Origin of the sequence: Janthinobacterium sp. RA13, assembly GCF_000745325.1 — a bacterium.
Taxonomy (GTDB): domain Bacteria; phylum Pseudomonadota; class Gammaproteobacteria; order Burkholderiales; family Burkholderiaceae_D; genus Janthinobacterium; species Janthinobacterium rivuli.
In genome coordinates, this window is sequence record NZ_JQNP01000001.1 from 4617362 (window position 1) to 4643455 (window position 26094).

Below are 26094 nucleotides of genomic sequence, written 5' to 3' on the forward strand. Positions count from 1 at the left end.
AGGGGGAACGGACGCGGTGCTTACAGGCCCCACACTTCGCTGGTCTTGACGTAGCCGCTCTGGCCATCCTTGTGGCGCACCTTGACCCAGCCTAAGCTCGGCTGCTCGCTCATTTCCAGCAGCACGCCCTTGTCGACGAGGAGGATGGCGGAGGCGGTGTCGTCGGGGCTGGCGCGAACCTTGAGGTTCGCGGCGCGCGCCACGACGTTGCGCTTGGCCGACAGGCCCTTGGCTTCCGTCCAGGCCATTTCGCCGCTGGCGTCGCGTACCTTGACCCATTCGCCGTAGCTGAGCACCACTTCCAGCGGCATGCCGCGTGGCGCCACGTACAGCTTGCCTCCCTTGGAGGATGGCGCGTCGTACAGGATCACGGGAGCGGCGCCCACCGTTTTGAAATCGACGGCGTGGCTGGCGGCGGTCGCCAGCAGCAGCACGGCGCCGGCCATCCAGCGGAACTTGCTCAAGAGCGCACTTTTCAACATGATATTTTTGAACCTTAACGAAACACGGCGGCCAGGCCGCCGTGTCAGGCCAGCCTTGACGGCTGGCGGGGTCTTGCAAGAGCTTAGTGCGTTTCGCTGGCTGCTGGAGCTGCGGCAGCGGCGTCAGCAATAGCTTGCAGACGTTGTTGGTAGAACACTTCGAAGTTGATCTCGGCCAGGTGCACTGGCGGGAAGCCGGCACGGGTGATCACGTCGGCGATGTTGGCGCGCAGGTAAGGGTAGATGATGTTCGGGCAGCCAATTCCCAGCAGCGGATCGAGTTGATCGGCAGGAATGTTGCGTGCTTCGAAGATACCGGCTTGCTTGCCTTCAACCAGGAAAGCGACTTTTTCGCCGACTTTGGCGGTGACGGTGATGGTCACGGTGGCTTCGAAGATGCCGTCGGCCAGAGGCGCAGCGCCCACGTCCAGTGCCACTTCGATGGCTGGTGCTTCTTGTTCCAGGAAAATAGCTGGGGAATTTGGTTGTTCCAGCGACATGTCTTTCAGGTAGACGCGTTGGATTTGGAAGACTGGTTGCAGATTTTCGTCGGACATGGAACGCTTTCGTTGTAAAGGACAAGAACGGCACACCGTTCAAATATGGTACTTGCGGTATTCAAACCGTGCCGGATAGGCACGGCCAGATCAGGTGCGAGGGCAATTGTATCAAAACCATACGACAAAAAACCAAGCAATTTCTCGAACCCGCTTTATATCAGGCTGCCGTGCCATTTAACAAGGGGTCCAGCTTGCCGGCTTGATCGAGCGCATACAAATCGTCGAATCCGCCCACGTGAGTATCGCCCACATAGATCTGCGGCACCGTGCGGCGGCCCGTGCGTTCCATCATCTTGATGCGCTCTTCCGGGTCGAGGTCGACGCGGATCTTTTGCACGGTCACGCCCTTGGCTTCCAGCAGGCGCTCGGCGCGCACGCAATACGGGCACACGGCGGTGCTATACACAATTACGGGTACGGTCATGATGATTATTCCTTCAGTTAATGCCGGCTTATTTCGCCAGCGACAAGGTTTTCAATGGCAAACCTTGCTTTTTCCATTCGTCGAGGCCGCCTTCCAGGCTCGTTGCCTCAGCGAAACCAGCTTTGCCCAGCAGGCCGACGGCGGTTGCCGAACGCGAACCTTTCTGGCAAACCACTACAATGGGGCGCGTTTTGAATTTTTCCAGCTCGCCCACGCGTTTTGCCAGTTCCGGCAGCGGAATATTTTTTGCGTCAGGCAAGTGGCCCGTGGCGAATTCTTCCGCGCTGCGTACGTCGACGATGATGGTCTTGCCGCGGTTGATCAGTTGCGTGACTTCCAGCACGGTCGCGCGCTTGCCGCGCATCGACAGCAGTGGCCAGAGGAGGGCGCCGCCGGAAATAATGACGATGGCAAACAGAAAAATGTGGTCGATAATGAATTTCACGTAGGGTCCAATGGTTTAAGTCAATCCGCGCATTATAAAATAGAAGCTGGACGAGGTCTTTTTACGTTTTGCTTTTTTGATTTGAACCCCTTGAGAAGATAGAACTATGTACAAAATCGTTTTCATGCGTCACGGCGAGTCCACCTGGAACCTCGATAACCGCTTCACCGGCTGGACCGACGTCGATCTGACGGAAAAGGGCGTCAACGAAGCCAGGGCCGCCGGCCAGATCCTCAAGCAGGAAGGTTTTACGTTCGACGTGGCCTACACTTCCGTCCTGAAGCGCGCCATCCGCACCCTGTGGCTGGCGCTTGACGAGATGGACATGATGTATTTGCCGATCAAGAACGACTGGCGCTTGAACGAGCGCCACTACGGCGCCCTGCAAGGCCTGGACAAGGGCGAGACGGCCGCCAAGTATGGCGACGAGCAAGTACTGGTATGGCGCCGCAGCTACGACACGCCGCCGCCGCCGCTGGAAGCGAATGACGACCGCGCCTCGTTCAACGATCCGCGCTATGCCGGCTTGCCGCAAGCGTCGATTCCGTTGACCGAATGCCTGAAAGACACCGTGGCGCGCGTGATGCCGGCCTGGGATGAAGAAATCGCCCCGGCCATCCGTGCTGGCAAAAAGATCATCATTTCGGCCCACGGCAACAGCCTGCGCGCGCTGATCAAAATGTTAGATGGCATCAGCGACAGCGACATCGTCGGCCTGAACATCCCGAACGGCCAGCCGCTCGTGTATGAGCTGGACGCCGACCTGAAACCGATCCGTCACTACTACCTGGGCGACCCGGCAGCGATTGCGGCAGCGCAAGCGGCCGTGGCGAACCAAGGGAAGGCCAAGTAACTTGTCGTCTTTCTTCCGCGGCACAGCCATCGCCCCCTCTGCTGATCGACCCCTGCCGGCGTGGCGCGCCGGTGCCATGCTGTGCCTGGCGCTGCTGCTTTCCAGCGGTGCCGCGCAGGGCGCCAAGCCCACCGAACGCAGCAAGCAGAAGGCGGCCGCGGAAGCACAACGTGCTGGATTGCAACAAAAGCTGACGGCGCTCAAGCGCGACATCAGCCGCACGGAAAGCGCCAAGGATGACGCGGCCGATACCCTGGCCGAGTCGGAAGAAGCCATTTCCAACGCCAACCGCGCCTTGCGCGACCTGGCGCAGGAACAAAGCGAGACGGGCGTGAAACTCAATGCGCTGGGGCAGGAGCACCAGCAATTGACGGCCACCGTCGAGAAACAAAAGGCACAGCTGTCAAAGTTGCTGCGTGAACAATATGTCGCCGGCAACGAAGACCGCATCAAGCTGCTCTTGTCGGGCGATAACCCGAACCGCATCAACCGCGACTTGCAATTGATGGCGTATGTATCGCAGGCGCAGGCCCGCCTGCTGGAAGCCTTGCGCGCCAACTTGCTGGCCGTGGAGAAAAACCAGGCGGACGTGCAGAACGCCAAGGATGAGCTGGAAGAAATCGCGCAGGAAGAGCGCGACCAGAAAGCCCTGCTGGTGCAGGAGAAGGCGCGCCGCGCCGCCTTGCTGACGAGCTTGTCGCAACGCCTGGTGGCGCAGCGCAAGGAAGTGGGCAATGTCGAGCGCGACGAACAGCGCATGGGCAATCTGGTCGACAAGCTGGCGAAACTGATCGAAGAGCAGGCCGCCGCCGCCGCGGCCGAAAAGAAACGCCAGCAATTGCTGGCCGAACAGCGCGCCGCCGCGAAAGCGGCCGCCGACGCCAAGATTGCCGCGGAAAAACGCGAACGCCTGCTGGCCGCGCGCGCCAAGGCCGCCCAGGCCCAGGCCGAACGCGAACGCCTGGCAAAAGAGCAACAAAACAAATCGGGCAAGATCAAGCCGCAAACGCCGCCACCGCCGCCCGTGAAACTGGAACCGATCGACGACGACGAGCCGCCGCAAGTGGCCAAGGTGGCGCCTAAGCCGGAACCCAAGCCCGAGCCGGAGCCGGAACGCCCGAGCCTGGGCCCGGCCGCGCCAGCCGGCGCCTTTGCCAGCCTGAAAGGCCAGCTGCGCCCTCCCGTGGCCGGCAAGATCGCCGCCCGCTTCGGCAGCAAGCGCGGCGACGGCCCCAGCTGGAAGGGCGTGTTCATCCGCACGGGCGAGGGCAGCGAGATCCACGCCATCGCTGGCGGCCGCGTCGTGTTTTCCGACTGGCTGCGCGGCTTCGGCAATTTGATCATCGTCGACCATGGCGGCCAGTACATGAGCATTTATGGCAATAACCAATCCCTGCTGAAAAGGGTGGGCGATGCCGTCAAGGGCGGCGACGCCATTGCCAGCGCGGGCAACAGCGGCGGCAACGAGGAATCAGGGCTATACTTTGAATTGCGTCATCAGGGCCGCGCCTTCGACCCCGCCACCTGGGTGAAGTTTTAATTCAGTTCCCACCATTGCTGCGGCAGCGAATTTGTAGATTGCGAAGAATACATGGGTATCAAAGTCAAAAGTATCGGCCTGATCGGTCTGGGCGTCCTGGCCGGTATCGGCATGTCGCTGCAGTTCCCGGCCGTGGCGCAAAAAATCACGAATGCCCCGCTGCCGCTCGACGAACTGCGCCAGTTGTCCGACGTCTTCGGCCTGATCAAGTCCGATTATGTCGAGAAGGTGGAAGACAAGAAACTTTTAACGGAAGCCATTTCCGGCATGGTCGCGTCGCTCGATCCGCACTCCGTGTATCTGGATAAGAATGCCTTCAAGGAAATGCGCGAAAGCGTGCAGGGCAAGTTTGTCGGCATCGGCATCGAAGTGAGCATGGAAGACGGCTACGTGAAAGTCGTCTCGCCCATCGAGGACAGCCCCGCCGCCAAGGCCGGCATCCAGGCGGGCGACCTGATCACCCGCCTCGATAACATCCCGCTGAAAGGCTTGCAGCTGGAAGAAGTCATCAAGAAGATGCGCGGCCAGCCTGGCACCAAGCTGGTGCTGACGATGTCGCGCAAGGGCGAAAGCAAGCCGCTGGTGTTTCCCATCGTGCGCGAGGAAATCCGCGTGCAAAGCGTCAAGGCCAAGATGGTCGCGCCTGGCTATGCCTGGCTGCGCATCGCCCAGTTCCAGGAACCGACCGTCGATGACATGGTCAAAAAAATCAACGCGCTGTATGCGCAAGACCCCAAGCTCAAGGGCCTGGTGCTGGACTTGCGCAACGATCCCGGCGGCGTCGTGCCGGGCGCCATCGGCGTGGCAACAGCATTCCTTCCGGGTAATTCCGTGATCGTTTCGACCAAGGGCCAGTTGCCCGAGTCGAAACAGGTGTTTTATGGCCGCCGCGAATTCTATGCGCCGCCGGGCGCCAAGGCCGACCCGCTGGCCAAGCTGCCGGCCGCGCTGAAAACCGTGCCGCTGGTGGTGCTGGTCAATGCCGGTTCCGCGTCCGCCTCGGAAATCGTCGCCGGCGCCTTGCAGGATTACCAGCGCGCCACCGTCATCGGCACGCAAACGTTCGGCAAGGGCTCCGTGCAAACCTTGCGCCAGATCACGGCCGATACGGCCGTCAAGCTGACGACGGCCCGCTACTACACGCCGAAAGGCCGGGCCATCCAGGCGCGCGGCATCGTGCCCGACTTGCTGGTCGATGAAACGGCCGAGGGCGATGGTTGGAACAGCCTGCGCATCCGCGAGGCGGACCTGGAGAAACACCTGAGCAGCAACGATGGCAAGCCGGAAGCGGCCAGGCCGACCATGGAAGGCATGCAGGATCAGCTGGAAGAAGAGCAGCGCCTGATCGCCACGGCGAAAAAGCGCAAGCCGCTCGAATACGGCGCCAAGGATGATTTCCAGCTGCAACAAGCCTTGAACCACTTCCAGGGCTTGCCGGTGCAGCTGGCCAAGGTGGACCCGAAGGCGGAGAAGATCGGCACCAAGCCGGAAATTGCTTCCGACATCAAGGCCGATGACAAAAAGATTCCTGTACAAAAACCGTAGTCGCCGCCATGAACGACGCCCAACTGCTGCGCTATTCGCGCCATATCCTGCTTGATCAGATCGGCATCGAAGGCCAGCAAGCCTTGCTCGATGCGCATGTGCTGGTGATTGGCGCGGGCGGGCTGGGCTCGCCGGCCGCCATGTATCTGGCCGCCAGCGGCGTCGGCAAGCTGACCCTGGTCGATGACGATACGGTCGACCTGACCAACCTGCAGCGCCAGATCGCCCACACCACACAGCGCGTGGGCCAGCCGAAAGTGCTGTCGGCGCGCGAGACCTTGACAGGCATCAATCCCGAGATCGACATCATCGCCTTGCAGGAGCGCCTCGACGGCGCGCGCCTGGCCGAACTGGTCTTATCCAGCACGGTGGTGCTCGACTGCACCGACAACTTCGCCACGCGCCATGCCGTCAACCGCGCCTGCGTGGCGGCCAGGGTGCCGCTGGTGTCGGGCGCCGTGATCCGTTTCGACGGGCAAGTGAGCGTGTTCGACCCGCGCACGGGCACCCAGCCATGTTATTCCTGCCTGTTTCCGCAGGAGCAGCAGTTCACGGACGAAGCGTGCTCGACCATGGGCGTGTTCGCGCCGCTGGTCGGCGTGGTGGGCGCCATGCAGGCGGCCGAGGCGCTGAAACTCATCATGGGCGTGGGAGAGTCCTTGGCCGGACGGCTGCTGCTGCTTGACGGTTTGCACATGGAATGGAGCAGCATGCGCGTCGCGCGCGACCCCGGCTGCGCCGTTTGCGGCGAAGTGGTCTTGCCGGCCTGACAGGCCTCGCAGAAATTTTTCCCTATATGACAGGCTTTGTCATATTTCCGCTTTATACTCTGCACTCATTACTCACCTTCTTCTCTCTTTCTTATGCAAAACGCAGCAAACCATCCGATACGCCAGCGCCGCGCGCGCGGCTTCACTTTGATCGAAATCATGGTCGTGGTGGTGATCATGGGTATCCTCGCGTCGCTGGTGGTGCCCAAGCTGATCGCCCGCACGGGCGAGTCGAAAGTGGCGGCGGCGAAAGTCGACATCGCTACCGTGATGCAAGCCTTGAAACTGTATCGCCTGGATAACCAGCGCTACCCGACCACCGAGCAGGGCTTGCAGGCGCTGATCGAAAAACCGACCACGGGTCCGGCCGCGAATGGCTGGAAAGCGGGCGGCTACCTGGAAAAAATGCCGAAGGATCCATGGGGCAACCCCTACCAGTTCCTGTCGCCGGGCGTGAAAGGCGAAGTCGACATCATTTCGCTGGGCGCCGACGGCCAGCCTGGCGGTAGCGGCGACGACGCCGATATCGGTTCCTGGGAACTGTAAGTTTTCCATTGCATGCCTGCCATGACCACCGGTCGCGCACCGCCCCGGCCACGCGCCAGCGGCTTCACGCTGATCGAATTGCTGGTGGTGATGGTCATCATCGGCGTGACCCTGGGCCTGGTGTCGCTGAATGCGATGCCGAATGGCCAGCAAGCCTTGCAAAAGGAAGCCGAGCGCATCGCGCTGCTGCTGCAACTGGCGCGCGATGAAGCCATCGTGCGCAGCCGGCAAGTGGCGTTTGAGGCTGACGAAAATCAATACCGTTTCCTGGTCCTCAATGAAAAGCTGTGGCAACCTGTGACGCAGGACGATTTGCTGCGCGAGCGCGCGTTTGCCAACACGCCCATGCTGCTCAGCGTGCAGCCTTCGAACAGCGTGGCCCAGCCGCTGCGCATCATCTTCGGCCGCGAACCGGTCGACAAGCCTTTTGTCCTGACCCTGGCCAGCGGCGAGCGCAGCGTGGCCATCCGCGCCGACGGCATCGGCCACTTCACGGTCGAACAATGATGCCGCTTTCACGTCACCGCCGCCAGCGCGGCTTCACTTTGCTGGAAGTGCTGGTCGCCCTCGTCATCGTCGGCACGGCCCTGGGCGCCTCCTTGCGCGCCGTCGGCAGCCTGACGCAAAACAGCGACGGCTTGCGCAGCGCCATGATGGCCACCTGGTCGGCGGAAAACCATCTGGTGCGCTTGCGCCTGGCGAAAACGTTCCCGCAGACGGGCAAGCGCACGGTCGACTGTCCGCAGGGCGACTTGAAACTGATCTGTGAAGAGGAAGTGGTGGCCACGCCGAATCCCCGCATCCGGCAAGTGCGCGTCAACGTGTATGACGCGCAATACCCGGCCCGGCGCATCGTGCGCCTGGTATTACTTTCCTTTAACGACTGATGGCGCGCCGCACTGTTCCTGCCGGCGGTTTCACCCTGATCGAGCTGCTCGTGGCGATCGGCATCCTGGCCATGGTCGCCGTGTTGGGCTGGCGCGGCCTGGACAGCATCATGCGCTCGCGCGAAGTGCTGACCAGCCAGCTGGAACAGGCGCGCGGCATGCAGCTGGCGTTTGCCCAGATGCAAAGCGATTGCGACCATCTGGCCGGCGCCGGCCAGAACAATACCCTGCTGAATGGCCGCATCAACCTGTCGGCGGAGACTGACCGCCTGACCCTGGTGCGCCTGGCCGCCTCGGAACAGGAGCCACAGCAGTTGCAAGTGGTCACTTACCGCCTGCGCGGCGGCGTGCTGACGCGGCGCGAGTCGAACGGCACGCGCGACCTGGCCGTGCTCGACACCCTGTGGCAGGCGGCGCGCGACGATACGGATACCTCCGGCGCCGACGTCGCCTTGATGAATGGCGTCGACAGCATGGTCATGCGCGGCTGGAACAATGGCGCCTGGAACGTGCTGACGGCGGGCGCCGCCATTTCCACGCAAGTGCCGGGCCTGGAAGTGACCCTGCAGATGCCGGGCCAGGACGCGGGCCTGTCGAAAGTCTTTTTATTGGGGCCGGGATGACGCGCTTCAAGTTTCCCTCGCGCCAGCGCGGCGTGGCCGTCATCACGGCCCTGCTGCTGACGGCGCTGGCGATTACCGTCGTCGCCAGCCTGTTCTGGCAGCAGCAGGTGCAAGTGCGTTCGATGGAAAACCAGCGCCTGCGCCTGCAGACGCAGTGGGCCATGCGCGGCATGGTCGACTTCGCCCGTTTCTGGTTGCGCCAGGACAATCCCATGCTGACGGCCGCCGATGGCGTCTGGGCCACGCCCATCGAGGAAGCGCGGCTCGACGATTATGTGGACCGTGAAAAGGTCGACACGGAAAAATTCGACGCCACCGTCTCGGGCCGCGCGCTCGATGCGCAGGCGCGCTTCAATATTACGAACCTGCTTGAAGCCACGGGCGGCATCAATGCGAAACAGGTGCTGGCCTACCAGCGTTTGCTGTCCAACTTGCAGCTCGATAGTTCCCTGGCGCAAGCGACGGCCGATGCCGTGCTGCGCGCGAAGCCGAAACCGCGCACTGTGGACAGCGGCACCGACGGCAAGACGCCCGCCGCCACGCCCCCATCGGGCGGCGGCAGCGAGCCGGTGGCGTTCACGCAGATCGAGGATTTGCTGGCCGTGCCCGGCTACACGCCGCAAATCATTGAAAAACTGCGCGATTTCATCATCGTATTGCCGGAAATAACGCCCGTGAACGTGAACACTGCCCCGGCCGAGGTGCTGGCGGCCGTGACGATGATGTCGCTGTCCGAGGCCAGCGCCCTGACTTTGAGCAATCCGCGCAAAAAGTTTGTCGATAAGTTAAATTTCCAGAATAATATTAATGCTGCATTGATTGAAGGCGTGGAACTCGATGTGAAGAGCCGCTACTTCCTTACCGTCATCCGCGTGCGGCTGGACCGTGCCGCCCTGGATGCCGTGGCGCTTGTCAATCGAAAAACGGATCCGCAACGCACCACCAGCCTGGTCTGGCTGCGGGAAAATTAACAGCTGAAAGCGAGTCACTTTGACAATATTGTATATCCGTCACCCGGCCAAGGCGTCTACCGACAGCGTGCCTGCCTGCTCCTTCGTGCTGGCCGGCGACGGCGGCGCCCTGTTGCAACAGGGCAGCGCGCCGCTGGGCAGCCTGGGCCAGCTGATCGCTGGCGCGAAGCAGGTGGTGCTGCTGCTGGCCGCGGCTGACGTGACCCTGCTGCGCCTGAAAATGCCGCCGCTGGCCGGCGCCCGTTTGCGCGCGGCCTTGCCGGGCCTGGTGGAAGAACACATCCTCGGCGACGCGCAGGATTGCCTGCTGGCCGCCGGCGCGCCCGACGCTGCCGGCATGCGCACGGTGGCCGTGGCGCAGCGCGCCTGGGCCGAGGTGCTGGTGAAAGCTTTGCTGGCGCAGGGCGCGCGCAAGGTGGCGCTGCTACCGTCGCAGCTGTGCCTGCCCTTGCAGCCGGGCAGCGTGACGGCATCCTTGCAGGCAAGCGGCGACGGTCTGGAACTGGCCTTGCGCCAGGCGCCGCAAGAGGGCCTGGGCCTGGTCTTGCCGCCCCAGCCGCAGCAGGCGCTGCTGACGACGCGCGCGTTTGCCGGCGACGTGCCGCTGACGGTGTATGTGGCACAGGCCGAGCTGGCGCACTATCAACAGCTGGCCGCCGGCATGGCTGGCGTGACGGTGGAACCGGACCACTGGGCGCACTGGATCGCCGGCGCCAAGGGCGCTGGGCTGGATCTGGCCGCCGCCCTCGGCACGGCGACGGGATCGGCCACCGAATGGCGCCGCTGGCGCTGGCCGCTGCGCCTGGCGTTGCTGGCCGTGGTCGTCAACCTGGCCGGCATGAATATCGAATGGATGCGCCTGAAGCGCGAGGCCGCCACCGTGCGCACCTCGATGCAGCAAACCTTCAAGGCCGCGTATCCGAACGAAGCGCCCGTGTATGGCCTGGAAGCGGAGCAGATGCGGCGCAATATCGCCGCTGCCCGCCTGCAGGGCGGCCAGGCCAGCATGGATGATTTTACGAGCATGAGCGCGGCCCTGGGCGAGGCGCTGGGCGGCCTGGCCGGGCGCGGCGTGGTGGCCTCGCTGGAATACCGCGAGCGCAGCCTGATCGTCAGACTGAAGCCGGACATGGTCGACGCCAGCGCCCAGGCGCAGGTGCGCGATGGTCTGGCTGCGCGCAAGCTGGCCTTGAATGAAACGGCGCCGGGCGTGTGGAAGATCACGCCGGCCACGGGAGCAAAAGCATGAGTGCAGCAGTCAACAAGGCGCGCGCCGCGCTGGCGGGACAACAGCAAAATGTGCAGGCCTTCTGGGCCGAACGCACGCAGCAGGAGCGCAAGCTCCTGACCATGGGCGGCGTGGTGGCGGGGCTGGCCCTCGTTTACGCCGTGTTTTTCGAGCCGGCCTGGACGGGCCGCATCGCCTTGCAAAAGAGCTTGCCCGAGCTGCGCCAGAACGCGGCCCAGCTGCAGGCCCTGGCGCGTGAAGCGGGCGACCTGGCGCGCCAGGCACCGGTGCAGGTGGCGCCGATGAGCCGTGACAGCCTCGATGCGTCGCTGAAAGCGCGCGGCCTGGCGCCGCAATCGCTGTCGCTGACGGGAGAATACGCGCGCGTGCAGCTGAACGGTGTGCCGTTCGCCAGCGTCATGCTGTGGCTCGACGGCTTGCGCCGCGAAGGCCGCGTGGCGGTGCAGGAAGCGAAGATCACGGCGCAGGGCAAGGCGGGCTTGGTCGACGCCAGTTTGAGCCTGCACCAGAGCCCGGGCGCGGCGCGATGATGCGCCTGCTTGGCTGGCTGCTGGCCATCATCGTCAGCGTCTGCGTCACCCTGCTGGTGTTTTTCCCGGCCGGCTGGGTGGCCAGTCTCGTGGAAAAGCAGACGGGCGGACGTTTGACCTTGGGCGACGCGCAAGGTACCCTGTGGCGCGGCTCGGCCTTTGTCGGCGGGGCGGCCAGCGCGAATGGCGCCGTGACGCCGCTGCTGCCGGGGCGCTTCAGCTGGCGCATTTCGCCGTCGGTGCTGTGGGGATCGGTCGATGTGGAATTGCAGAATGCGCAGGCGCTGTCGCAGGCCGTCAATTTGCGCGGCTCGTGGTCGCACTGGCAAGTCAGCCCGGCGGCCCTGCTGCTGCCGGCCGATGGCCTGGGCGGCCTCGGTGCACCGTTAAATACCGTGGCGCCGACGGGCAGCATGCGCCTGTCGTGGAGCACCTTGCAGCTGGCACTGGAACAACAGCAGTTTTCCGCCGTCGGGCGCACGACCTTGCAGATGACGGACATGGCCTCGCGCCTGTCGTCCTTGCGTCCGCTGGGCAGTTACGAGCTCGATTTCGATTGGCAGGGGCAGCAGGCGACGTTGGCACTGCGCTCCATCAAGGGACCGCTGCTGCTTGACGGCAGCGGCAGCCTGAATCAGGGGCGCATGCAGTTTTCCGGCCAGGCCCAGGCCGCAGCAGGATATGAAGAGACCTTGGCGAGTTTGTTGAATTTGCTGGGACAGCGCCGTAGCAATAGCGAAAAAAACATCATCGCCTTAGAGTTCAGACAATGAAAAAACCATCCGTGAGCCCCATTACCTCCTCCTTCTCGCTGCGCCGCCTGTCGGCCGCCGCCTTGCTGTGCTGTTCCGTGGCCGGCATGCCGGCACCCGTCTGGGCCGCGCCCGGCGATGAAGCGGCGCTCAATTTCGTCGGCGCCGACATCGAATCGGTGATCAAGGCGGTGGGCCATTACACCAACATCAATTTCGTCATCGACCCGCGCGTCAAGGGCACGATCACGCTGGTGTCGGAAAAATCGATCAGCAAGACGCAGGCCTTCGCGCTGCTGGCCTCGGCCTTGCGCCTGCAGGGCTATGCGGTGGTCTCCGGCGACGGCTATGCGAAAGTGGTGCCGGAAGCGGACGCCAAGCTGCAATCCGTGCCAACCCAGGTGGGCAACGGCGCCAGCCAGGTGAAGGGCGACCAGATCGCCACGCAGGTGTTTTACCTGAACTACGAATCGTCGGCCAACCTGCTGGCCGTGCTGCGCCCCTTGATCTCGCCGAACAACACGATCAACGCCAACCCGGGCAACAACTCGCTGGTGATCACCGATTACGCGGATAACCTCAAGCGCCTGGCGAAGATCATCGCCGCGCTCGACGTGCCCGCGTCGACGGACCTGGACGTGATTCCCGTGCGCTATGCCATCGCCTCCGACCTGGCCTCGATGGTGAATAAACTGATGGAAGGCGGCAATGCGGCCGGCGCCGCAGGGGCCGACGCGGGCAAGGTGTCCGTGCTGGCCGACCCGCGCACCAATTCGCTGGTGCTGCGCGCGCCATCGGCGGCGCGCGCCAATCTGGCCAAGTCGCTGATCTCGAAGCTGGACCAGCCCACCACGCAGCTGGGCAATGTGCACGTGGTGTACCTGAAAAACGCGGACGCCACCAAGCTGGCGCAGACCCTGCGCTCGGTGGTGACGTCGGACGGCACGGCCGCCTCGGCGCAGCAGGGCAATACCAGCAACCTCGCCACGAACAACCAGATCAGCCAGAACAACAGCGGCATGAACACTGGCCTGGGCGGCAATACGCAAAGCGGCACCACGGGCGGCGCTTCGCTGAGCAACGGGCCGCAGCAACTGTCGTCGGGCGGCGCGGCCGGCTTCATCCAGGCCGACGCATCGACGAATACCCTGATCCTGACCTGCAACGAAGCCGTCTACCGCAACCTGCGCGCCGTGATCGACCAGCTCGACGTGCGCCGCGCCCAGGTCTACATCGAGGCGCTGATCGTCGAAGTGACGTCGGCCAAGGCGTCCGAGTTCGGCGTGCAGTGGCTGGGGCTTTCCGGCGACAGCGGCAGCAGCTACCGCGTGGGCGCGCTGCAGTCGTTCGCCGGCGGCACCGACAACAATATCGCCAAGCTGGCGCTGGGCGGCGGCAAGGTGCTGCCAACGGGCGGCCTGACCCTGGGCATCTTCAAGCAGATCAACGGCGCGCTGGGCCTGGGCGCCGTGGCGCATGCGCTGGAATCGGACGGCAACGCGAACATCCTGTCGACACCGAACCTGATCACCCTGGACAATGAGCTGGCCACCATCAAGGTGGGCCAGAACGTGCCTATCCTGACGGGCCAGTACACCAGCACGGCCGGCACCAACACGAATCCGTTCCAGACCATCGACCGCAAGGAAGTGGGCCTGACCCTGAAGGTGCGTCCGCAGATTTCCGAAGGCGGCACCATCAAGCTGGGCATCTATCATGAGACGTCGAGCGTGGACAAATCCACGTCGACGGCCGTCAGCGGCATCACCATCAACAACCGCGTGATCGAGAACAATGTGCTGGCCGACGACGGCCAGATCATCGTGCTCGGTGGCCTGATCGAGGACAGCACGGGCGACAACGCGGAAAAAGTGCGCGGCCTGGGCGACATTCCCCTGATCGGCAACCTGTTCAAGTACCAGACGCGCGAGCGCAAGAAAACCAATCTGATGATCTTCCTGCGCCCTGTCATCGTGCGCAACAAGGAACAGAGCGGCAGCCTGGCGGCCGACCGCTACGACTACATGCGTTCGGCCGAGACGGCCGCCGTGCCGGCCACGGGCAACCTGATGCTGAAAGACCTGGGCACGCCCGTGCTGCCGGCCCTGCAGGATGGCCAGCCGGTGGGCGGCAACATGGTGACGCGTCCCGTGCCGCCGGCACCGACGCCGCCGCCAGGCGCGCCGGCCAACGCGGCCACGCCGCCGCAGTCGCTGCTGCAGCAATACCAGCAGCAGCCGCAGCAACAGCCACAGAAGTGATGGGGCAGTCATGAGTAATCTGCTTCCCTACGCCTACGCGCGCGATTTCGGCTTGCTGGCCCGGCCCGGCGCCGTCGACGGCGCCCCCGTCGAGGTGCTGGTGGCCGCATCGACGGCGCCGGCGGCGATCGCCGAAGTGTCGCGCCGTTTCGGCCAGATCCAGCTGACGGTGCTGCCGCGCGGCGAACTCGATGCGGCCATTGCCGGCGCCTACGCGGGCGGCGGCGGCGACGCCTCGCAGATGGCCGATGAATTCGACGCCGACCTCGATCTGACCAAGCTGCTGCAGGACGTGCCGGCCATCGAGGATTTGCTCGAATCGTCCGACGACGCGCCCGTCATCCGCATGATCAACGCCTTGCTGACGCAGGCGCTGCGCGAAGGCGCGTCCGATATCCACATCGAGCCGTTCGAGCAGACCTCCGTCGTGCGCTTCCGTATCGACGGCAGCCTGCGCGACGTGGTGCGCCCCCGCAAGGCCATTCACGGTTCGCTGATTTCGCGCATCAAGATCATGGCGCAGCTCGACATCGCGGAAAAGCGCTTGCCGCAGGATGGCCGCATCACCCTGCGCGTGGGCGGCAAACCCGTTGACGTGCGCGTCTCGACCCTGCCCACCGGACATGGCGAACGGGCCGTGCTGCGTTTGCTGGACAAGGAAGCGGGCCGCCTCGACTTGCAGCACCTGGGCATGAGCGCCCCCATGCTGGGGCAGTTCGACGGCTTGATCACGCAGCCGCATGGCATCGTGCTCGTCACGGGCCCCACCGGCTCGGGCAAGACGACGACCTTGTACGCGGCGCTGTCGATGCTGAACGCCACCACCACGAACATCCTGACGGTGGAAGACCCGATCGAGTACGACCTGGCCGGCGTCGGCCAGACGCAGGTCAACCCGCGCATCGACATGACGTTTGCCAAGGCCTTGCGGGCGATTTTGCGGCAGGATCCGGACGTGATCATGATCGGCGAGATCCGCGACCTGGAAACGGCGCAGATCGCCGTGCAAGCCTCCTTGACGGGCCACCTGGTGCTGGCGACCCTGCACACGAATGACGCTTCGGCGGCCGTCACGCGCCTGCTCGACATGGGCATCGAGCCGTTCCTGCTGTCGTCGTCGCTGCTAGGCGTGCTGGCGCAGCGCCTGGTGCGCAAATTGTGCGGTTCGTGTAAAACCTTCGATGGCGAGTACTGGCAGGCGGTCGGCTGCGAACATTGCGGCCAGACGGGCTACCAGGGGCGTGTCGGCGTGTACGAATTGCTGCGCACGACGGAGCAGATCCGCGCGCAGATTCACAACCGCGCGTCGGAGGCGGAAGTGCGCACGGTGGCCCTGCAGGACGGCATGCTGAGCATGCGCGACGACGGCGAACGCTGGCTGCGCGACGGCACCACCACGCAGGCTGAATTGCTGCGCGTGACCAAAGACTAGGCCCGCCACCATGCCCGCATTCCGCTATGAAGCCGTCGACGCGCAAGGCGCCACCCGCAAGGGCGTGCTCAATGCCGACAGTCCCCGTTCCGCGCGCGCCGAGCTGCGCGTGCAAGGCCTGGTACCGCTGGCCGTCGAGCCGATCGCCGCGCAGGTCGATGCCGCCGGCGTCACCAAGCGGCGCGGCTTTGGCGAGCGCCTCTCCAGCACCGAACTGGCCCTGTTTACGCGCCAGCTGGCCAGTTTGCTGGAAGCGGGCCTGCCGCTGGAGCAGGCCTTTTCCGCCTTGCTGGAACAGGCCGAGCGGCCGTATCTGCGCGACCTGATCGCCTCGATCCGCTCGGAAGTGATCGGCGGCGCCGCGTTTTCCGACGTGCTGGCGCGCCATCCGCGCGACTTCGCGGAAATTTACCGGGCGCTGGTGGCGTCGGGCGAGCAGATCGGCCATCTGTCGCGCGTGCTCTCGCGCCTGGCCGACTACATCGAGCGGCGCAATGCGCTGGTGCAGAAGGTCAAGCTGGCGTTTACGTATCCGGCCATCGTCACGGTGGTGGCGTTTTCCATCGTGATCTTCCTGCTCACCTACGTGGTGCCGCAGATCGTTTCCGTATTTGCCAATACCAAGCAGAAGCTGCCCATGCTGACGGTGATCATGCTGGCGCTGTCGGACTTCGTGCGCAACTATGGCCTCATCGTGGCCGTGATCCTGGCCGGCGCCTGGTTCGCCTGGCGCCGCGCGCTGCAGCAGCCGGCCCTGAAACGGCGCTGGCATACCTGGCTGCTGACGGCGCCCTTGTACGGCAAGTTCGAGCGCAGCCTGAACACGGCGCGTTTCGCCAGCACCCTGGCCATTACCACGGGGTCCGGCGTGCCGATCCTGCGCGCGCTCGATACCAGCCGCGACACCTTGACCAATGTGGCGATGCAGGAACTGGTGGCTGACGCCAGCGGTGCCGTGCGCGAGGGCGTCAGTCTGGCGCGCGCGCTGTCGGCGCAAAAGCACTTTCCACCCATGCTGATTCACATGATACGCGCCGGCGAAATCACGGGCGAGTTGCCGGCCATGCTGGAACGCGCCGCCAGCGCGCAGGAGCAAGACCTGGAACGCCGCACGCTGACGATTGCCGGCCTGCTGGAGCCGGCCCTGATCCTGGCGATGGGCGTGGTGGTGCTGCTGATCGTGCTGGCCGTGCTGATGCCGATTATCGAAATCAATCAGCTCGTCAGATAAGAAACCCAAGGAAGCCATGAAGCGTTTGCCTCAAGTTACAAGTTTGCTCGCCGTCGTGGCGCTGTCCGTGTCGTTGGCCTACTGGGCCATGCAGCTGTTCAAGGCGCCGCAGCGCCCCATCAATCCGCCCCCCAATCCGGTGGTGCAGGATGCCAGCGTGGAGGCGGGCGCCTCGCTGTTCGGCGGCCAGGTCAGCGTGGCCACGGCCAGCAACTACCAGCTCAAGGGTGTGGTAGCCGCCGGTAATGGCCGCGGTAGCGTGGCCATCATCGCTACCGATGGCAAGCCTTCCGTGGCCTTGCCGGAAGGCGCCGAGGTGGTGCCCGGCGTGACGGTGCTGGAGGTGCATGCGCGCCATGTGCTGCTGCGCGATGGCGGCGTGAGCAAGCGCATCGACCTGGTGGCCGACGACAAGGCGCTGGCCTTGCCGGGGCCGGTGTCCGCCACCCCGACGCCGGCCGCGGCCCCTGCGCCGGCATCGAACCTGGTGCCGCCGCCGCTGCCGATGGAGCAGCAGCGGCCGGCGACCATGATGCCGGCGCCGCAAGTGAGCGGCAGCGTGCCGCCGCCGTCAAACTAACGCTGTTTTTATCGTATTTTGCCGATGGCGCCATGCCGCCATCGCGACAGGAGTCTTCATGTTCTCGATCCGTGCCGTCCTGGCGGGCTGCGTGGCGGCGCTGTGCGCCTTGCCGCAAGCCGGCGCCGCCGCCGACGTCCCCGCCGCTACGTCTTCCCCTGTTTCCACCGTCGCCGTTCCCGCGCCGGCGCGTCCGCGCATCGCCCTGGTGCTGTCGGGCGGCGGCGCGCGGGGCCTCGCGCATATCGGCGTATTGAAAGTACTGAAGGAGCTGCATGTGCCGATCGACATGGTGGTCGGCACCAGCATGGGTGGCGTGGTGGGCGGCGCGTATGCGGCCGGCGCTTCCGTGGCGGACCTGGAAAAGATGGCGCGCGAGACCAACTGGGCGCGTGTGGTGGCCGACCGGCCGCCGCGCGATGAACTGGCGTTCCGCCGCCGCGAGGAAGATTTGCTGCTGCCGTCGCGCATCGAGTTTGGCACCAGCCGCAACGGCATTTCCACGCCGCCGGCGGCGGCCAGCAATGCGGCGCTGGAAATGGCCTTGAACCGGCTGCTGCCGGCCGGCATGCGCGACCGTCCCGCCAGCCAGCTGCCGCTGCCTTTCCGCTCGGTGGCTTCGGACCTGGTCAATGGCGAGCTGGTGGAACTGGTCGACACGCCATTGTTCCTGTCGATGCGCGCCTCGCTGGCCGTGCCGGGCGTGTTTGCGCCCGTGCGCGTGAACAACCGGCTGGTGGTCGATGGGGGCCTGGTGCGCAACCTGCCCGTCGACATGGCGCGCGCCATGGGCGCCGACATCATCATCGCCGTCAACGTGGGCACGCCGCTGGCGCCGGAAAAAGACCTGGGCAGCGCCATCGGCGTGGCGCAGCAGATGCTGCAGATTCTCACGGAGCAGAACGTGCAGCGCTCGCTCAAGGAATTGCGTCCGCAGGATATCCTGGTGGCGCCCGACCTGACGGGCGTCAGTTTCCTCGACTTTGAAAACTATGCGCGCGCCATGCGCGCCGGCGAGCAGGCGGCGCAAGCTTTGGCCGCCCGTCTGGCGCCGCTGGCCCTGCCGCCGGAACAGTATGCGGCGCGCGAGCAGCTGCGCCTGGCGGCGCCGGCCCTGCTGGACGTGGCCCTGCCGCTCACGCGCCTGGCCGTGGAGAGTGAAGGCGAGATCAATCCGCGCATCCTGCAGGCGCAATCGGGCCTGGTGGAAGGACAGTCGGTCAGCCAGGAAGATGTGCTCAAGGCGGCGGCCAGGCTGTATGGCCGCGGCGACGTGGCGCGCGTGGAGACGGACGTGGTCGACGCGGGCGACCAGCGCACGGTGAGCATCAAGGCCGTCGAGGCACCATGGGCCAGCAACCGCCTGCGCGTGGGCCTGGAACTGGCCAGCGATTTCAGGGACAGCAATAACTTTGCCTTGAAGCTGCTGCACGTGCGCTCGAATCTGAACAGCTGGGGCGGCGAGTTGCGCAGCACGGCGCAGATCGGCAATGAACGCGGCTATGGGGTGCAGTTCTGGCAGCCGCTGGGCGCCGGCAACCCGTGGTATATCGCGCCGCAGTTGCAGTACACCTCGTCAGCCATGGATGTGTTTGACAAAGGCCGGCGCAGCGCGCGCCTGGCGTACAACGGCCAGACGGCGGCACTGGTGCTGGGACGCCAGTTCGGTACCTGGGGCGATCTGCAGTTCGGCGTCGCTCGTACGGAGGTCAAGGGCAGACTGGCGATTCCGGCCGACCCTACGCAACCGGAATCGCGCGCGCTGGGCACCACGCAGTTCGTGCGATTTCGCGCCGATACACTCGATTCGCCGGGCTTTCCCACGCGCGGCGCCCTGCTTGAGGCCATCTGGACGCGCGATACGACCACGGGGGTGGGCGAGGCGGCCCTGGGCCAATCGTCCATCACGGGCCTGAAGGCCTTTGGCCGTGGCAACTGGGCCGGTCACGTGTATGGCGAATGGGCGCGCTCGCAGCGTGACGAAGCGCCGCTCAATCTCGGTGGTTTCCTGCGCTTGTCCGGCACGGAATTTGAATCGGTGAGAGGACGCAGTATCGCCTTCGCGCGCTTCGTGATGGCGCGCCGCATCGGTTCCCTGCCCAGCACCCTGGGCGGCGTGGTGCGGGCCGGCTTTTCGCTGGAGATGGGCGGCGGCTTCGATCAGAGCGAGCGCTGGAAAAGCAGCAAATTCACTCAGGCCAGCAGCGCCTTTGTGTCCGTCGACACGCGCTTCGGTCCCGTTTATGTGGCGGCGGGCGCGACCAAGGGAGGCGAGAGCACGCTCTATCTGTTCCTGGGGCCGGTCTGGTAGGGCGCCGCGGGGGCGGCCGTGCTGCGGCGCAGGGCCGTGAAGGCGGCAAATTCCCATGAGCGAAAGCCCAGCAGCAGGGTAAAGCCGTCGCGCTCGGCGGGTGCCAGGCGCCGGTCGTTCTGGTGCAGGCGCGCCAGTTCCTCGGCCAGCTGGCGGATCTTTTGCACCAGTTCCTGCGCGCTCGACAGCGACAGGCGCGCCGGGATGCACATCAGGGTTTCGCCGGCGCCGTCAAAATGCCCGCTGAAATAATCGGCCACCACGTGTTCGCGGAAGTACTGCTGCACCGGACCGTCGGCCAGCCAGTGGAAGGCGTTCGAGACGCGCAGGCTGTAGCGGTTCAGCGGCTTGAGTTCGATCAAGCCCAGGCGGTCCAGCTCGGCCAGGCAGCCGATGCATTCGGCCTGCGTCAGCGCATACGTTTCCACCACCTGCTCCAGGCTCCAGTGGCCGAGGCAGCAAATCGCCACCAGCAGCAGGCGCGGATGCGCCACCAGCGACCTTTCCTGTACCAGGGTGAGCGTGTCGGCATGCGGCGTGATGTCGGCCGCGCCGCGCAGCACGTCCTCCATGGCGATGCCCGAGGCCTTGCAGATCAGGGCCAGGCGCGACAGCGACATGTCGTGCTGGCCAAACATGCGCTTGACGCTGGATTCGCTCATGCCGATACGTTCGGCCAATACCTTGTACGTGATGCCGGCGGCGCGCAGTTGGGTGCGCAGCACGCGCAAAACCAGTTCAGGTGAACTCACGATAGTTCCTTTATGCAAGTTTGGTAGCGGATGACGGTACCGAATGTAGCCGTAAATGGCACTTTGCACAAGATGATAGTACTTTTTTACAAAAGCGATGACACTCCCGCTTGTGGCTCGCGCAGCGCGCTACAACCAGGCAATCCATCCACTTGTAGAGGTTATCCATGTTCTCCAAATTTCATTTTTCAGCAGCGCTGCTGGCGCTGGCCGCCATCGCTCCCCTGCATGCCGCCGCAGCCGAACCGACACTGGGTCCGTTCTATGCGGGCGCCAGCTATGGCTTTCGCGCCAGCACCGGCCTCGATTGCATCGCCGGGCAAAGCGATTGCGACAAGAGCAGCAAGCGCAATGGCAAGGCCTACCTGGGTTACAGTTTCGACGCGCTGCCGTTTCAGGGCGGCGTGGCCCTGCCTTCGATTGAGCTGGTGGGGTACACGGGTGGCGAGGTCAAATCCGGTTTCGACACGGGCGCCGGCAAGCGCGCGGGCCGCGGCAAGTTCACGGGCCTCGGCATGCAGGGCGTGCTCGGTTACCAGTTTGACGCGTTTACACTGAGCGGGCGTGCCGGCGCGGCCTACACGCAGGGCAAGGTCGATTATCTGGGCGGCGGTTCGGACAAGAAGAGCAAGATCGGCCTGACCTACGGCATCGGCACGGCGTATGCGCTGAACCAGAATTGGTCGCTGCACCTCGACTGGGACCGCGTGCCCGTCAAGTACAACAGCAAGCAAACGACCAAGGTCGACATGTTTTCGCTGGGCGCGTCCTACCGTTTCTAAGGGGATGCTGCCGCGGCAGAGAGTGGCCTGATGGCGGACGCCCTATAAACGGGGTGTCCGCGGGCGGCCTATTTGTCTGTTTCCACCTTCAACAGCAGTTTCGCCAGCAGGCGTTTTTCCTGCTGGCGCTGGCCTGACACGGTTTTCACGTGCGCCCCGGCGGCGCGCTGCAGGGCGGCAGTGGCGACCGGATTGCGCGGTTTTTGCGAGGGCTCGACGCGGAACTGCATTTTCTGCCGCGTCGCCAAGGCCTTGTTTGCCATCGGTGTCCCCCTTCCTTCTTACAGCACGTAGCGCGACAGGTCCTCGTTGACCGACAGCGCTTCCAGGCGTTCATTGACATACGCGGCGTCGATCACCAGCAGGTTTTCCGTGGTGCTGCTGCCTTCGCTGGCCGTAAACGACACTTCTTCCAGCAGCTTTTCCATCACCGTGTGCAGCCGGCGCGCGCCGATGTTTTCCGTGCGCTCGTTCACCGAATAGGCGATTTCGGCCAGGCGCGTGATGCCTTCCGGCGCGAACTGCAGTTTCAGGTTTTCCGTCGCCAGCAAGGCTTCGTACTGCATCGTCAGGCAGGCGTCGGTGCTGGTGAGAATGCGCTCGAAGTCCGAGATCGACAGCGATTCCAGTTCCACGCGGATGGGGAAGCGCCCCTGCAGTTCCGGGATCAGGTCCGACGGCTTCGACAGGTGGAAGGCGCCCGAGGCGATGAACAGGATGTGGTCCGTGCGTATCATGCCGTACTTGGTGTTGACGGTCGTGCCCTCGACCAGCGGCAGCAGGTCGCGCTGCACGCCCGCGCGCGAGACGTCGGCGCCGCCGGACTCCGAGCGCGAGGCGATCTTGTCGATTTCATCGAGGAAGACGATGCCGTTCTGCTCGACGTTCTGGATGGCCTTCTGCTTCAGCTCATCTTCGTTGAGCAGCTTGGCCGCTTCTTCCTCGACCAGCAGTTTCAAGGCTTCGCGGATCTTGACCTTGCGCGCCTTCTTGCGCTGCCCGCCCACGCCCGAAAACATGGACTTGATCTGCTCCGTCATTTCTTCCATGCCTGGCGGCGCCATGATTTCCATCTGCGGGCCCGCCTCGGCCAGTTCGATCTCGATTTCCTTGTCATCGAGCTCGCCCTGGCGCAAGCGCTTGCGGAAGGTCTGGCGCGTGCTGTCGCCGCTGCCGCCCGTATCCACGGCTGCGGCCGTATTCGGCGTGAAGCCGAAGTCGCGCGCCGGCGGCACGAGGATGTCGATGACGCGGTCTTCGGCCGCATCTTCGGCGCGTGCGCGCACCTTCTTCATTTCCAGCGCGCGCGTCTGCTTGATGCCGATGTCGATCAGGTCGCGGATGATGGTGTCGACGTCGCGCCCCACATAACCGACTTCGGTGAACTTGGTCGCTTCGATCTTGATGAACGGGGCCTCGGCCAGCTTGGCCAGGCGGCGCGCGATTTCCGTCTTGCCGACGCCCGTGGGGCCGATCATGAGGATGTTCTTGGGCGTGATTTCATGGCGCAGGGGCTCGGCCACCTGCTGGCGGCGCCAGCGGTTGCGCAGGGCGATGGCGACGGCGCGCTTGGCCTTGGCCTGGCCCACCACGTGCTTGTCGAGTTCAGTGACGATTTCCGACGGGGTCATGTTCATGATCATAGTTGGCTTTCTGTATTCTGTGCTGGGGGGACGCTTATTCCAAGGTCTCGATGATGTGCGACATGTTCGTATAAATGCACAGTTCCGCGGCGATGGTCAGCGATTTCTTGACCACCTCGGCCGGCGACAAGTCCGTGTTTTCCTGCAGCGCCTTGGCGGCGGACTGGGCATAGGTGCCGCCCGAGCCGATGGCGCCGATGCCGTCTTCCGGTTCCAGCACGTCGCCATTGCCCGTGATGACCAGGGTCGACTCGCTGTCGGCCACCAGCAGCATCGCTTCCAAGCGGCGCAGCACGCGGTCGGTGCGCCAGTCCTTGGCCAGTTCGACGGAGGCGCGCAGCAGATTGCCCTGGTGTTTTTCCAGCTTGCCTTCGAAGCGGTCGAGCAAGGTAAAAGCGTCGGCGGTGCCGCCGGCAAAGCCGACCAGGACCTTGCCCTGATACAACTTACGCACTTTGCGGGCCGTGCCCTTCATGACGATGTTGCCGAGCGTTACCTGGCCATCGCCGCCCAAGGCGACTTGCTTGCCGCGCCGGACGCAGAGGATGGTGGTGCCGTGAAATTGTTCCATAGTGACCTCAAAAGATTCGTGCCGATGCGTGCAAGGCCATGCGATTGCGCGCCCATGCTACAAAAGTGGGGATGGAAAAGGCAATTGCAAGCGGCACTTGCCGCTGCAGTGCCTGCTTCAGTGTAGTCGGCGCGGGACGAAAAAAAAGCACGCAACCAAAGGTTGTGTGCTTTTTTATGCGCCATCGCGCAGCCGCCGGGGCGGCCGTGCAAGGGGAGGGTGATCAGTCGCCGTACAGCTTTTGCTTCAGTTCGCGCCGTTGTTGGGCTTCCAGCGACAGGGTGGCGGTCGGACGGGCGATCAGGCGGGGGATGCCGATAGGCTCGCCCGTTTCTTCACACCAGCCATAGTCGCCGGCGTCGATGCTGGCGATCGATTGCTGCACTTTCTTCAGCAATTTGCGCTCGCGGTCGCGCGTGCGCAGTTCCAGCGCATGCTCTTCCTCGATGGTGGCGCGGTCGGCAGGGTCCGGTACGAGCACGGTTTCACGCAAGTGTTCCGTGGTTTCGCCGGCGTTTTTCAGCAGGTCTTTTTCAAGCTGCTGCAGGCGCGCCTTGAAGAATGCCAGTTGTGCCGGATTCATGTAGTCATCTTCGCTCATGGCGCGAATTTGGTCTTCGCTGATGAGTGGGATGTCTTGGTTGGCGGCCGGGGTCGATTTATTAGTTTTGGTCATAACTTCGCTTACCTTCGATACGACAGAGTTTTCAAATTGATCAGTTGATGCGGCGATACCGAGCAACTGTACAGGTTCCGCTTGGCATTGCTGTCCCGCTGTACTGCGTGCGACCTTGGCTTGCCGGCGTAAGCCAGGACTACCGGCCGGCTAAGGTGCCATGTTGATAACTTTTTACCGCTCTATGCCAGTCGCGCTATGCGCGCGTCAACAGGCGTGTTGGGTGGATCGGTTGCATGCCTGGCATGCGGCCAGCGGCAGTTTGCCAGCATTTCATGACAGGCGAACGACATGGGCCGTTTTCGTCGCTGATTTTGGCACGCTTTGCCTTATATTGCCATCCCGATTTGTTGACTAGCCGATCAGAAACGGCTACTTGTTGGTTTCTACCAGCAAGATGGGTGTCGGACAGCGGGAAAGCGTGCTTAACTTTCCCTTTTGTTTCTGCTTTGCAACGGGTACTTTGCAAAACCCGGCTAGTTTATACCAAACATTGTTCGAGTCCGCGAATAAAAATGTCTTTTGGTAGATTCTTGCCAATAAACACCATTTTGCTGCCACGCACTTCGTTTTCGCCCCATTTGGCGCCCAGGTCGCTGCCCATCAGCTGGTGCACGCCTTGAAACACCACCTTGCGCTCGGCGCCCTGCATCAGCAGCACGCCCTTGTAGCGCAGCATGCGCGGGCCATACACTTGCACCAGGCCGCCGAGGAACTCGTCGAGCTTGGCGCTGTCGAACGGTTGCGTACTTTTGAAAACAAAGGCGGCGATATCGTCGCTGTGCTGCGCATGGTGGTGGTCGGCATGGCCGCAATCGGTGGCGCAGGCCGCAGTGTGCTCATGCTTGTGTTCATGTGCGTGCTCATGCTTGTGCTCATGTGCATGGTCATGATCGTGGACGTGCGCCGTTTCCGTGGCCAGGAAATCCGGGTCCAGTTCCAGTTTTTCATTCAGGTTGAAACCGCGGATGTCGAGCACTTCGGCCAGTGGGGCGCGGCCGAAATCGACCTTGGCGATCGGGGCGCGGGGATTGATGCGCTTCAAACGGCGCGTCAGGATGTCCACGGCCTCTTCACTGACGAGGTCGGTTTTCGACAGCAGCAGCTTGTCGGCAAAGCCTACTTGCCGCTGGGCTTCCTCGTATTCGTCCAGTTGCTTCATGGCATGACGGGCATCGACCACCGTGATGATGGCGTCGAGCATGTAGTGGCTGCCCACTTCCTCGTCGACAAAGAAGGTTTGCGCCACGGGGCCGGGATTGGCCAGGCCCGTCGTTTCGATGACGACGCGGTCGAAGGCCAGCAGGCCGGCGTCGCGCTTGCGCGCCAGTTCCGTCAGGCCCACGATCAGGTCGCCGCGCACGGTGCAGCAGATGCAGCCGTTGTTCATCTCGATGATGTGTTCGTTGCTATCCTGCACCAGGATTTCATTGTCGATGTTTTCCTGGCCAAACTCGTTTTCGATCACGGCGATGCGCATGCCATGGTCTTCCTGCAGTATGCGGTTGAGCAAGGTGGTTTTGCCGGCGCCCAGGAAACCGGTGAGGATGGTGGTTGGAATCAGTGCCATGAGAGATGCCTTGTAATCGGTGGTGCCGCCGCGCAAGCGGAAGAATGCGGACGATTATGCCGGAATTTTGCAAAAGCTTGCAAATGCGCGCCGATCCGCTTGATATGG

General features: G+C 63.8%; 28 protein-coding genes. 18 read left to right on the plus strand and 10 right to left on the minus strand.

Annotated elements, in window-relative coordinates:
• Positions 1–20 precede the first annotated feature (20 nt).
• The 4 genes from FG13_RS20395 to FG13_RS20410 form a co-directional block, all read right to left on the minus strand.
• A complete protein-coding gene (locus FG13_RS20395; RefSeq protein WP_035823824.1) occupies positions 21–482 on the minus strand; it encodes an SH3 domain-containing protein in 462 nt (153 codons plus the stop codon).
• Between the two features lie 83 nt (positions 483–565).
• Positions 566–1039 carry a protein-export chaperone SecB gene (secB, locus tag FG13_RS20400; protein WP_034783580.1) on the minus strand — a complete coding sequence of 158 codons (474 nt, stop codon included), beginning with the start codon at positions 1037–1039 and terminating at the stop codon, positions 566–568.
• 160 nt (positions 1040–1199) lie between these two features.
• Entirely contained in the window at positions 1200–1466 is a 267-nt protein-coding gene (gene grxC / locus FG13_RS20405) for a glutaredoxin 3 (RefSeq protein WP_034783579.1), read from the minus strand.
• Positions 1467–1494: 28 nt separating this feature from the next.
• A complete protein-coding gene (locus FG13_RS20410) occupies positions 1495–1911 on the minus strand; it encodes a rhodanese-like domain-containing protein (RefSeq protein ID WP_034783578.1) in 417 nt (138 codons plus the stop codon).
• 106 nt (positions 1912–2017) lie between these two features.
• Between FG13_RS20410 and gpmA the strand changes: the two genes are divergently transcribed.
• The 17 genes from gpmA to FG13_RS20495 all read left to right on the plus strand — a co-directional run bounded on the left by gpmA (position 2018) and on the right by FG13_RS20495 (position 19992).
• Positions 2018–2764, plus strand: coding sequence for a 2,3-diphosphoglycerate-dependent phosphoglycerate mutase (gpmA, locus tag FG13_RS20415; protein WP_035823826.1), 747 nt, complete (start codon positions 2018–2020; stop codon positions 2762–2764).
• 76 nt (positions 2765–2840) lie between these two features.
• On the plus strand, positions 2841–4304 hold the full coding sequence (locus FG13_RS20420) for a murein hydrolase activator EnvC family protein (protein ID WP_035823828.1): 1464 nt from the start codon (positions 2841–2843) through the stop codon (positions 4302–4304).
• 51 nt (positions 4305–4355) lie between these two features.
• The gene (locus FG13_RS20425) at positions 4356–5849 is read left to right on the plus strand and encodes a S41 family peptidase (RefSeq protein ID WP_035823830.1); all 1494 of its coding nucleotides are present in this window, start codon (positions 4356–4358) and stop codon (positions 5847–5849) included.
• Between the two features lie 8 nt (positions 5850–5857).
• Positions 5858–6619, plus strand: a complete 762-nt coding sequence (locus FG13_RS20430; RefSeq protein WP_035823833.1) for a HesA/MoeB/ThiF family protein — start codon at positions 5858–5860, stop codon at positions 6617–6619.
• Between the two features lie 93 nt (positions 6620–6712).
• The gene (gspG, locus tag FG13_RS20435; protein ID WP_035823835.1) at positions 6713–7165 is read left to right on the plus strand and encodes a type II secretion system major pseudopilin GspG; all 453 of its coding nucleotides are present in this window, start codon (positions 6713–6715) and stop codon (positions 7163–7165) included.
• 12 nt (positions 7166–7177) lie between these two features.
• Entirely contained in the window at positions 7178–7672 is a 495-nt protein-coding gene (locus FG13_RS20440) for a GspH/FimT family pseudopilin (protein ID WP_051959291.1), read from the plus strand.
• Positions 7669–8052, plus strand: coding sequence for a type II secretion system minor pseudopilin GspI (gspI, locus tag FG13_RS20445; RefSeq protein WP_035823837.1), 384 nt, complete (start codon positions 7669–7671; stop codon positions 8050–8052). The genes FG13_RS20440 and gspI overlap by 4 nt, the downstream gene beginning before the upstream one ends.
• Positions 8052–8675, plus strand: coding sequence for a prepilin-type N-terminal cleavage/methylation domain-containing protein (locus FG13_RS20450; RefSeq protein WP_035823839.1), 624 nt, complete (start codon positions 8052–8054; stop codon positions 8673–8675). The genes gspI and FG13_RS20450 overlap by 1 nt, the downstream gene beginning before the upstream one ends.
• Positions 8672–9646 (plus strand): type II secretion system minor pseudopilin GspK, encoded by a 975-nt coding sequence (gene gspK, locus FG13_RS20455; RefSeq protein ID WP_035823842.1) that lies wholly within the window; start codon positions 8672–8674, stop codon positions 9644–9646. Before FG13_RS20450 ends, gspK begins: the two co-directional genes overlap by 4 nt.
• A gap of 19 nt (positions 9647–9665) precedes the next feature.
• Positions 9666–10895, plus strand: coding sequence for a type II secretion system protein GspL (gene gspL / locus FG13_RS20460; protein WP_035823846.1), 1230 nt, complete (start codon positions 9666–9668; stop codon positions 10893–10895).
• Complete coding sequence (gspM, locus tag FG13_RS20465; protein WP_035823849.1) at positions 10892–11425, plus strand: type II secretion system protein GspM; 534 nt, start codon at positions 10892–10894, stop codon at positions 11423–11425. The genes gspL and gspM overlap by 4 nt, the downstream gene beginning before the upstream one ends.
• Complete coding sequence (locus FG13_RS20470) at positions 11422–12198, plus strand: type II secretion system protein N (protein WP_035823851.1); 777 nt, start codon at positions 11422–11424, stop codon at positions 12196–12198. Before gspM ends, FG13_RS20470 begins: the two co-directional genes overlap by 4 nt.
• The gene (gene gspD / locus FG13_RS20475; protein ID WP_035823854.1) at positions 12195–14438 is read left to right on the plus strand and encodes a type II secretion system secretin GspD; all 2244 of its coding nucleotides are present in this window, start codon (positions 12195–12197) and stop codon (positions 14436–14438) included. The genes FG13_RS20470 and gspD overlap by 4 nt, the downstream gene beginning before the upstream one ends.
• 10 nt (positions 14439–14448) lie before the next feature.
• Positions 14449–15870 (plus strand): type II secretion system ATPase GspE, encoded by a 1422-nt coding sequence (gene gspE / locus FG13_RS20480; RefSeq protein ID WP_035823857.1) that lies wholly within the window; start codon positions 14449–14451, stop codon positions 15868–15870.
• A 10-nt stretch (positions 15871–15880) separates the two neighbouring features.
• Entirely contained in the window at positions 15881–17101 is a 1221-nt protein-coding gene (gene gspF / locus FG13_RS20485) for a type II secretion system inner membrane protein GspF (RefSeq protein ID WP_035823860.1), read from the plus strand.
• Between the two features lie 16 nt (positions 17102–17117).
• Entirely contained in the window at positions 17118–17681 is a 564-nt protein-coding gene (locus tag FG13_RS20490) for a type II secretion system protein N (protein ID WP_081922659.1), read from the plus strand.
• A gap of 58 nt (positions 17682–17739) precedes the next feature.
• Complete coding sequence (locus FG13_RS20495; RefSeq protein WP_035823862.1) at positions 17740–19992, plus strand: patatin-like phospholipase family protein; 2253 nt, start codon at positions 17740–17742, stop codon at positions 19990–19992.
• Here FG13_RS20495 and FG13_RS20500 read toward each other — a convergent pair.
• Positions 19965–20744, minus strand: coding sequence for a helix-turn-helix domain-containing protein (locus FG13_RS20500; RefSeq protein ID WP_035823864.1), 780 nt, complete (start codon positions 20742–20744; stop codon positions 19965–19967). The genes FG13_RS20495 and FG13_RS20500 overlap by 28 nt on opposite strands.
• 167 nt (positions 20745–20911) lie before the next feature.
• Between FG13_RS20500 and FG13_RS20505 the strand changes: the two genes are divergently transcribed.
• Positions 20912–21526, plus strand: coding sequence for an outer membrane protein (locus FG13_RS20505; protein WP_035823866.1), 615 nt, complete (start codon positions 20912–20914; stop codon positions 21524–21526).
• A gap of 68 nt (positions 21527–21594) precedes the next feature.
• Here FG13_RS20505 and FG13_RS20510 read toward each other — a convergent pair whose 3' ends face one another.
• From FG13_RS20510 to FG13_RS20530, 5 genes are all read right to left on the minus strand, one after another.
• Complete coding sequence (locus FG13_RS20510) at positions 21595–21789, minus strand: hypothetical protein (protein WP_034753063.1); 195 nt, start codon at positions 21787–21789, stop codon at positions 21595–21597.
• Positions 21790–21807: 18 nt separating this feature from the next.
• Complete coding sequence (gene hslU / locus FG13_RS20515) at positions 21808–23163, minus strand: ATP-dependent protease ATPase subunit HslU (RefSeq protein WP_035828527.1); 1356 nt, start codon at positions 23161–23163, stop codon at positions 21808–21810.
• Between the two features lie 40 nt (positions 23164–23203).
• Entirely contained in the window at positions 23204–23740 is a 537-nt protein-coding gene (hslV, locus tag FG13_RS20520; protein ID WP_035823869.1) for an ATP-dependent protease subunit HslV, read from the minus strand.
• A gap of 223 nt (positions 23741–23963) precedes the next feature.
• On the minus strand, positions 23964–24416 hold the full coding sequence (dksA, locus tag FG13_RS20525) for an RNA polymerase-binding protein DksA (protein WP_034753066.1): 453 nt from the start codon (positions 24414–24416) through the stop codon (positions 23964–23966).
• A 481-nt stretch (positions 24417–24897) separates the two neighbouring features.
• The gene (locus tag FG13_RS20530) at positions 24898–25986 is read right to left on the minus strand and encodes a CobW family GTP-binding protein (RefSeq protein ID WP_035823872.1); all 1089 of its coding nucleotides are present in this window, start codon (positions 25984–25986) and stop codon (positions 24898–24900) included.
• Positions 25987–26094 lie beyond the last annotated feature (108 nt).

Bases quoted from the DNA above. Each gene is read 5' to 3' on its own strand.
- FG13_RS20440 (WP_051959291.1), top strand. From the start codon at position 7,178: ATGCCTGCCATGACCACCGGTCGCGCACCGCCCCGGCCACGCGCCAGC.
- FG13_RS20490 (WP_081922659.1), top strand. From the start codon at position 17,118: ATGAAGCGTTTGCCTCAAGTTACAAGTTTGCTCGCCGTCGTGGCGCTG.
- FG13_RS20425 (WP_035823830.1), top strand. From the start codon at position 4,356: ATGGGTATCAAAGTCAAAAGTATCGGCCTGATCGGTCTGGGCGTCCTG.
- gspD (WP_035823854.1), top strand. From the start codon at position 12,195: ATGAAAAAACCATCCGTGAGCCCCATTACCTCCTCCTTCTCGCTGCGC.
- FG13_RS20495 (WP_035823862.1), top strand. From the start codon at position 17,740: ATGTTCTCGATCCGTGCCGTCCTGGCGGGCTGCGTGGCGGCGCTGTGC.
- FG13_RS20430 (WP_035823833.1), top strand. From the start codon at position 5,858: ATGAACGACGCCCAACTGCTGCGCTATTCGCGCCATATCCTGCTTGAT.
- gspG (WP_035823835.1), top strand. From the start codon at position 6,713: ATGCAAAACGCAGCAAACCATCCGATACGCCAGCGCCGCGCGCGCGGC.
- FG13_RS20420 (WP_035823828.1), top strand. From the start codon at position 2,841: ATGCTGTGCCTGGCGCTGCTGCTTTCCAGCGGTGCCGCGCAGGGCGCC.
- gpmA (WP_035823826.1), top strand. From the start codon at position 2,018: ATGTACAAAATCGTTTTCATGCGTCACGGCGAGTCCACCTGGAACCTC.
- FG13_RS20470 (WP_035823851.1), top strand. From the start codon at position 11,422: ATGATGCGCCTGCTTGGCTGGCTGCTGGCCATCATCGTCAGCGTCTGC.
- secB (WP_034783580.1), bottom strand. From the start codon at position 1,039: ATGTCCGACGAAAATCTGCAACCAGTCTTCCAAATCCAACGCGTCTAC.
- hslU (WP_035828527.1), bottom strand. From the start codon at position 23,163: ATGAACATGACCCCGTCGGAAATCGTCACTGAACTCGACAAGCACGTG.
- grxC (WP_034783579.1), bottom strand. From the start codon at position 1,466: ATGACCGTACCCGTAATTGTGTATAGCACCGCCGTGTGCCCGTATTGC.
- FG13_RS20505 (WP_035823866.1), top strand. From the start codon at position 20,912: ATGTTCTCCAAATTTCATTTTTCAGCAGCGCTGCTGGCGCTGGCCGCC.
- dksA (WP_034753066.1), bottom strand. From the start codon at position 24,416: ATGACCAAAACTAATAAATCGACCCCGGCCGCCAACCAAGACATCCCA.
- gspM (WP_035823849.1), top strand. From the start codon at position 10,892: ATGAGTGCAGCAGTCAACAAGGCGCGCGCCGCGCTGGCGGGACAACAG.
- FG13_RS20395 (WP_035823824.1), bottom strand. From the start codon at position 482: ATGTTGAAAAGTGCGCTCTTGAGCAAGTTCCGCTGGATGGCCGGCGCC.
- gspE (WP_035823857.1), top strand. From the start codon at position 14,449: ATGAGTAATCTGCTTCCCTACGCCTACGCGCGCGATTTCGGCTTGCTG.
- FG13_RS20510 (WP_034753063.1), bottom strand. From the start codon at position 21,789: ATGGCAAACAAGGCCTTGGCGACGCGGCAGAAAATGCAGTTCCGCGTC.
- FG13_RS20450 (WP_035823839.1), top strand. From the start codon at position 8,052: ATGGCGCGCCGCACTGTTCCTGCCGGCGGTTTCACCCTGATCGAGCTG.
- hslV (WP_035823869.1), bottom strand. From the start codon at position 23,740: ATGGAACAATTTCACGGCACCACCATCCTCTGCGTCCGGCGCGGCAAG.
- gspI (WP_035823837.1), top strand. From the start codon at position 7,669: ATGATGCCGCTTTCACGTCACCGCCGCCAGCGCGGCTTCACTTTGCTG.
- gspF (WP_035823860.1), top strand. From the start codon at position 15,881: ATGCCCGCATTCCGCTATGAAGCCGTCGACGCGCAAGGCGCCACCCGC.
- gspK (WP_035823842.1), top strand. From the start codon at position 8,672: ATGACGCGCTTCAAGTTTCCCTCGCGCCAGCGCGGCGTGGCCGTCATC.
- FG13_RS20530 (WP_035823872.1), bottom strand. From the start codon at position 25,986: ATGGCACTGATTCCAACCACCATCCTCACCGGTTTCCTGGGCGCCGGC.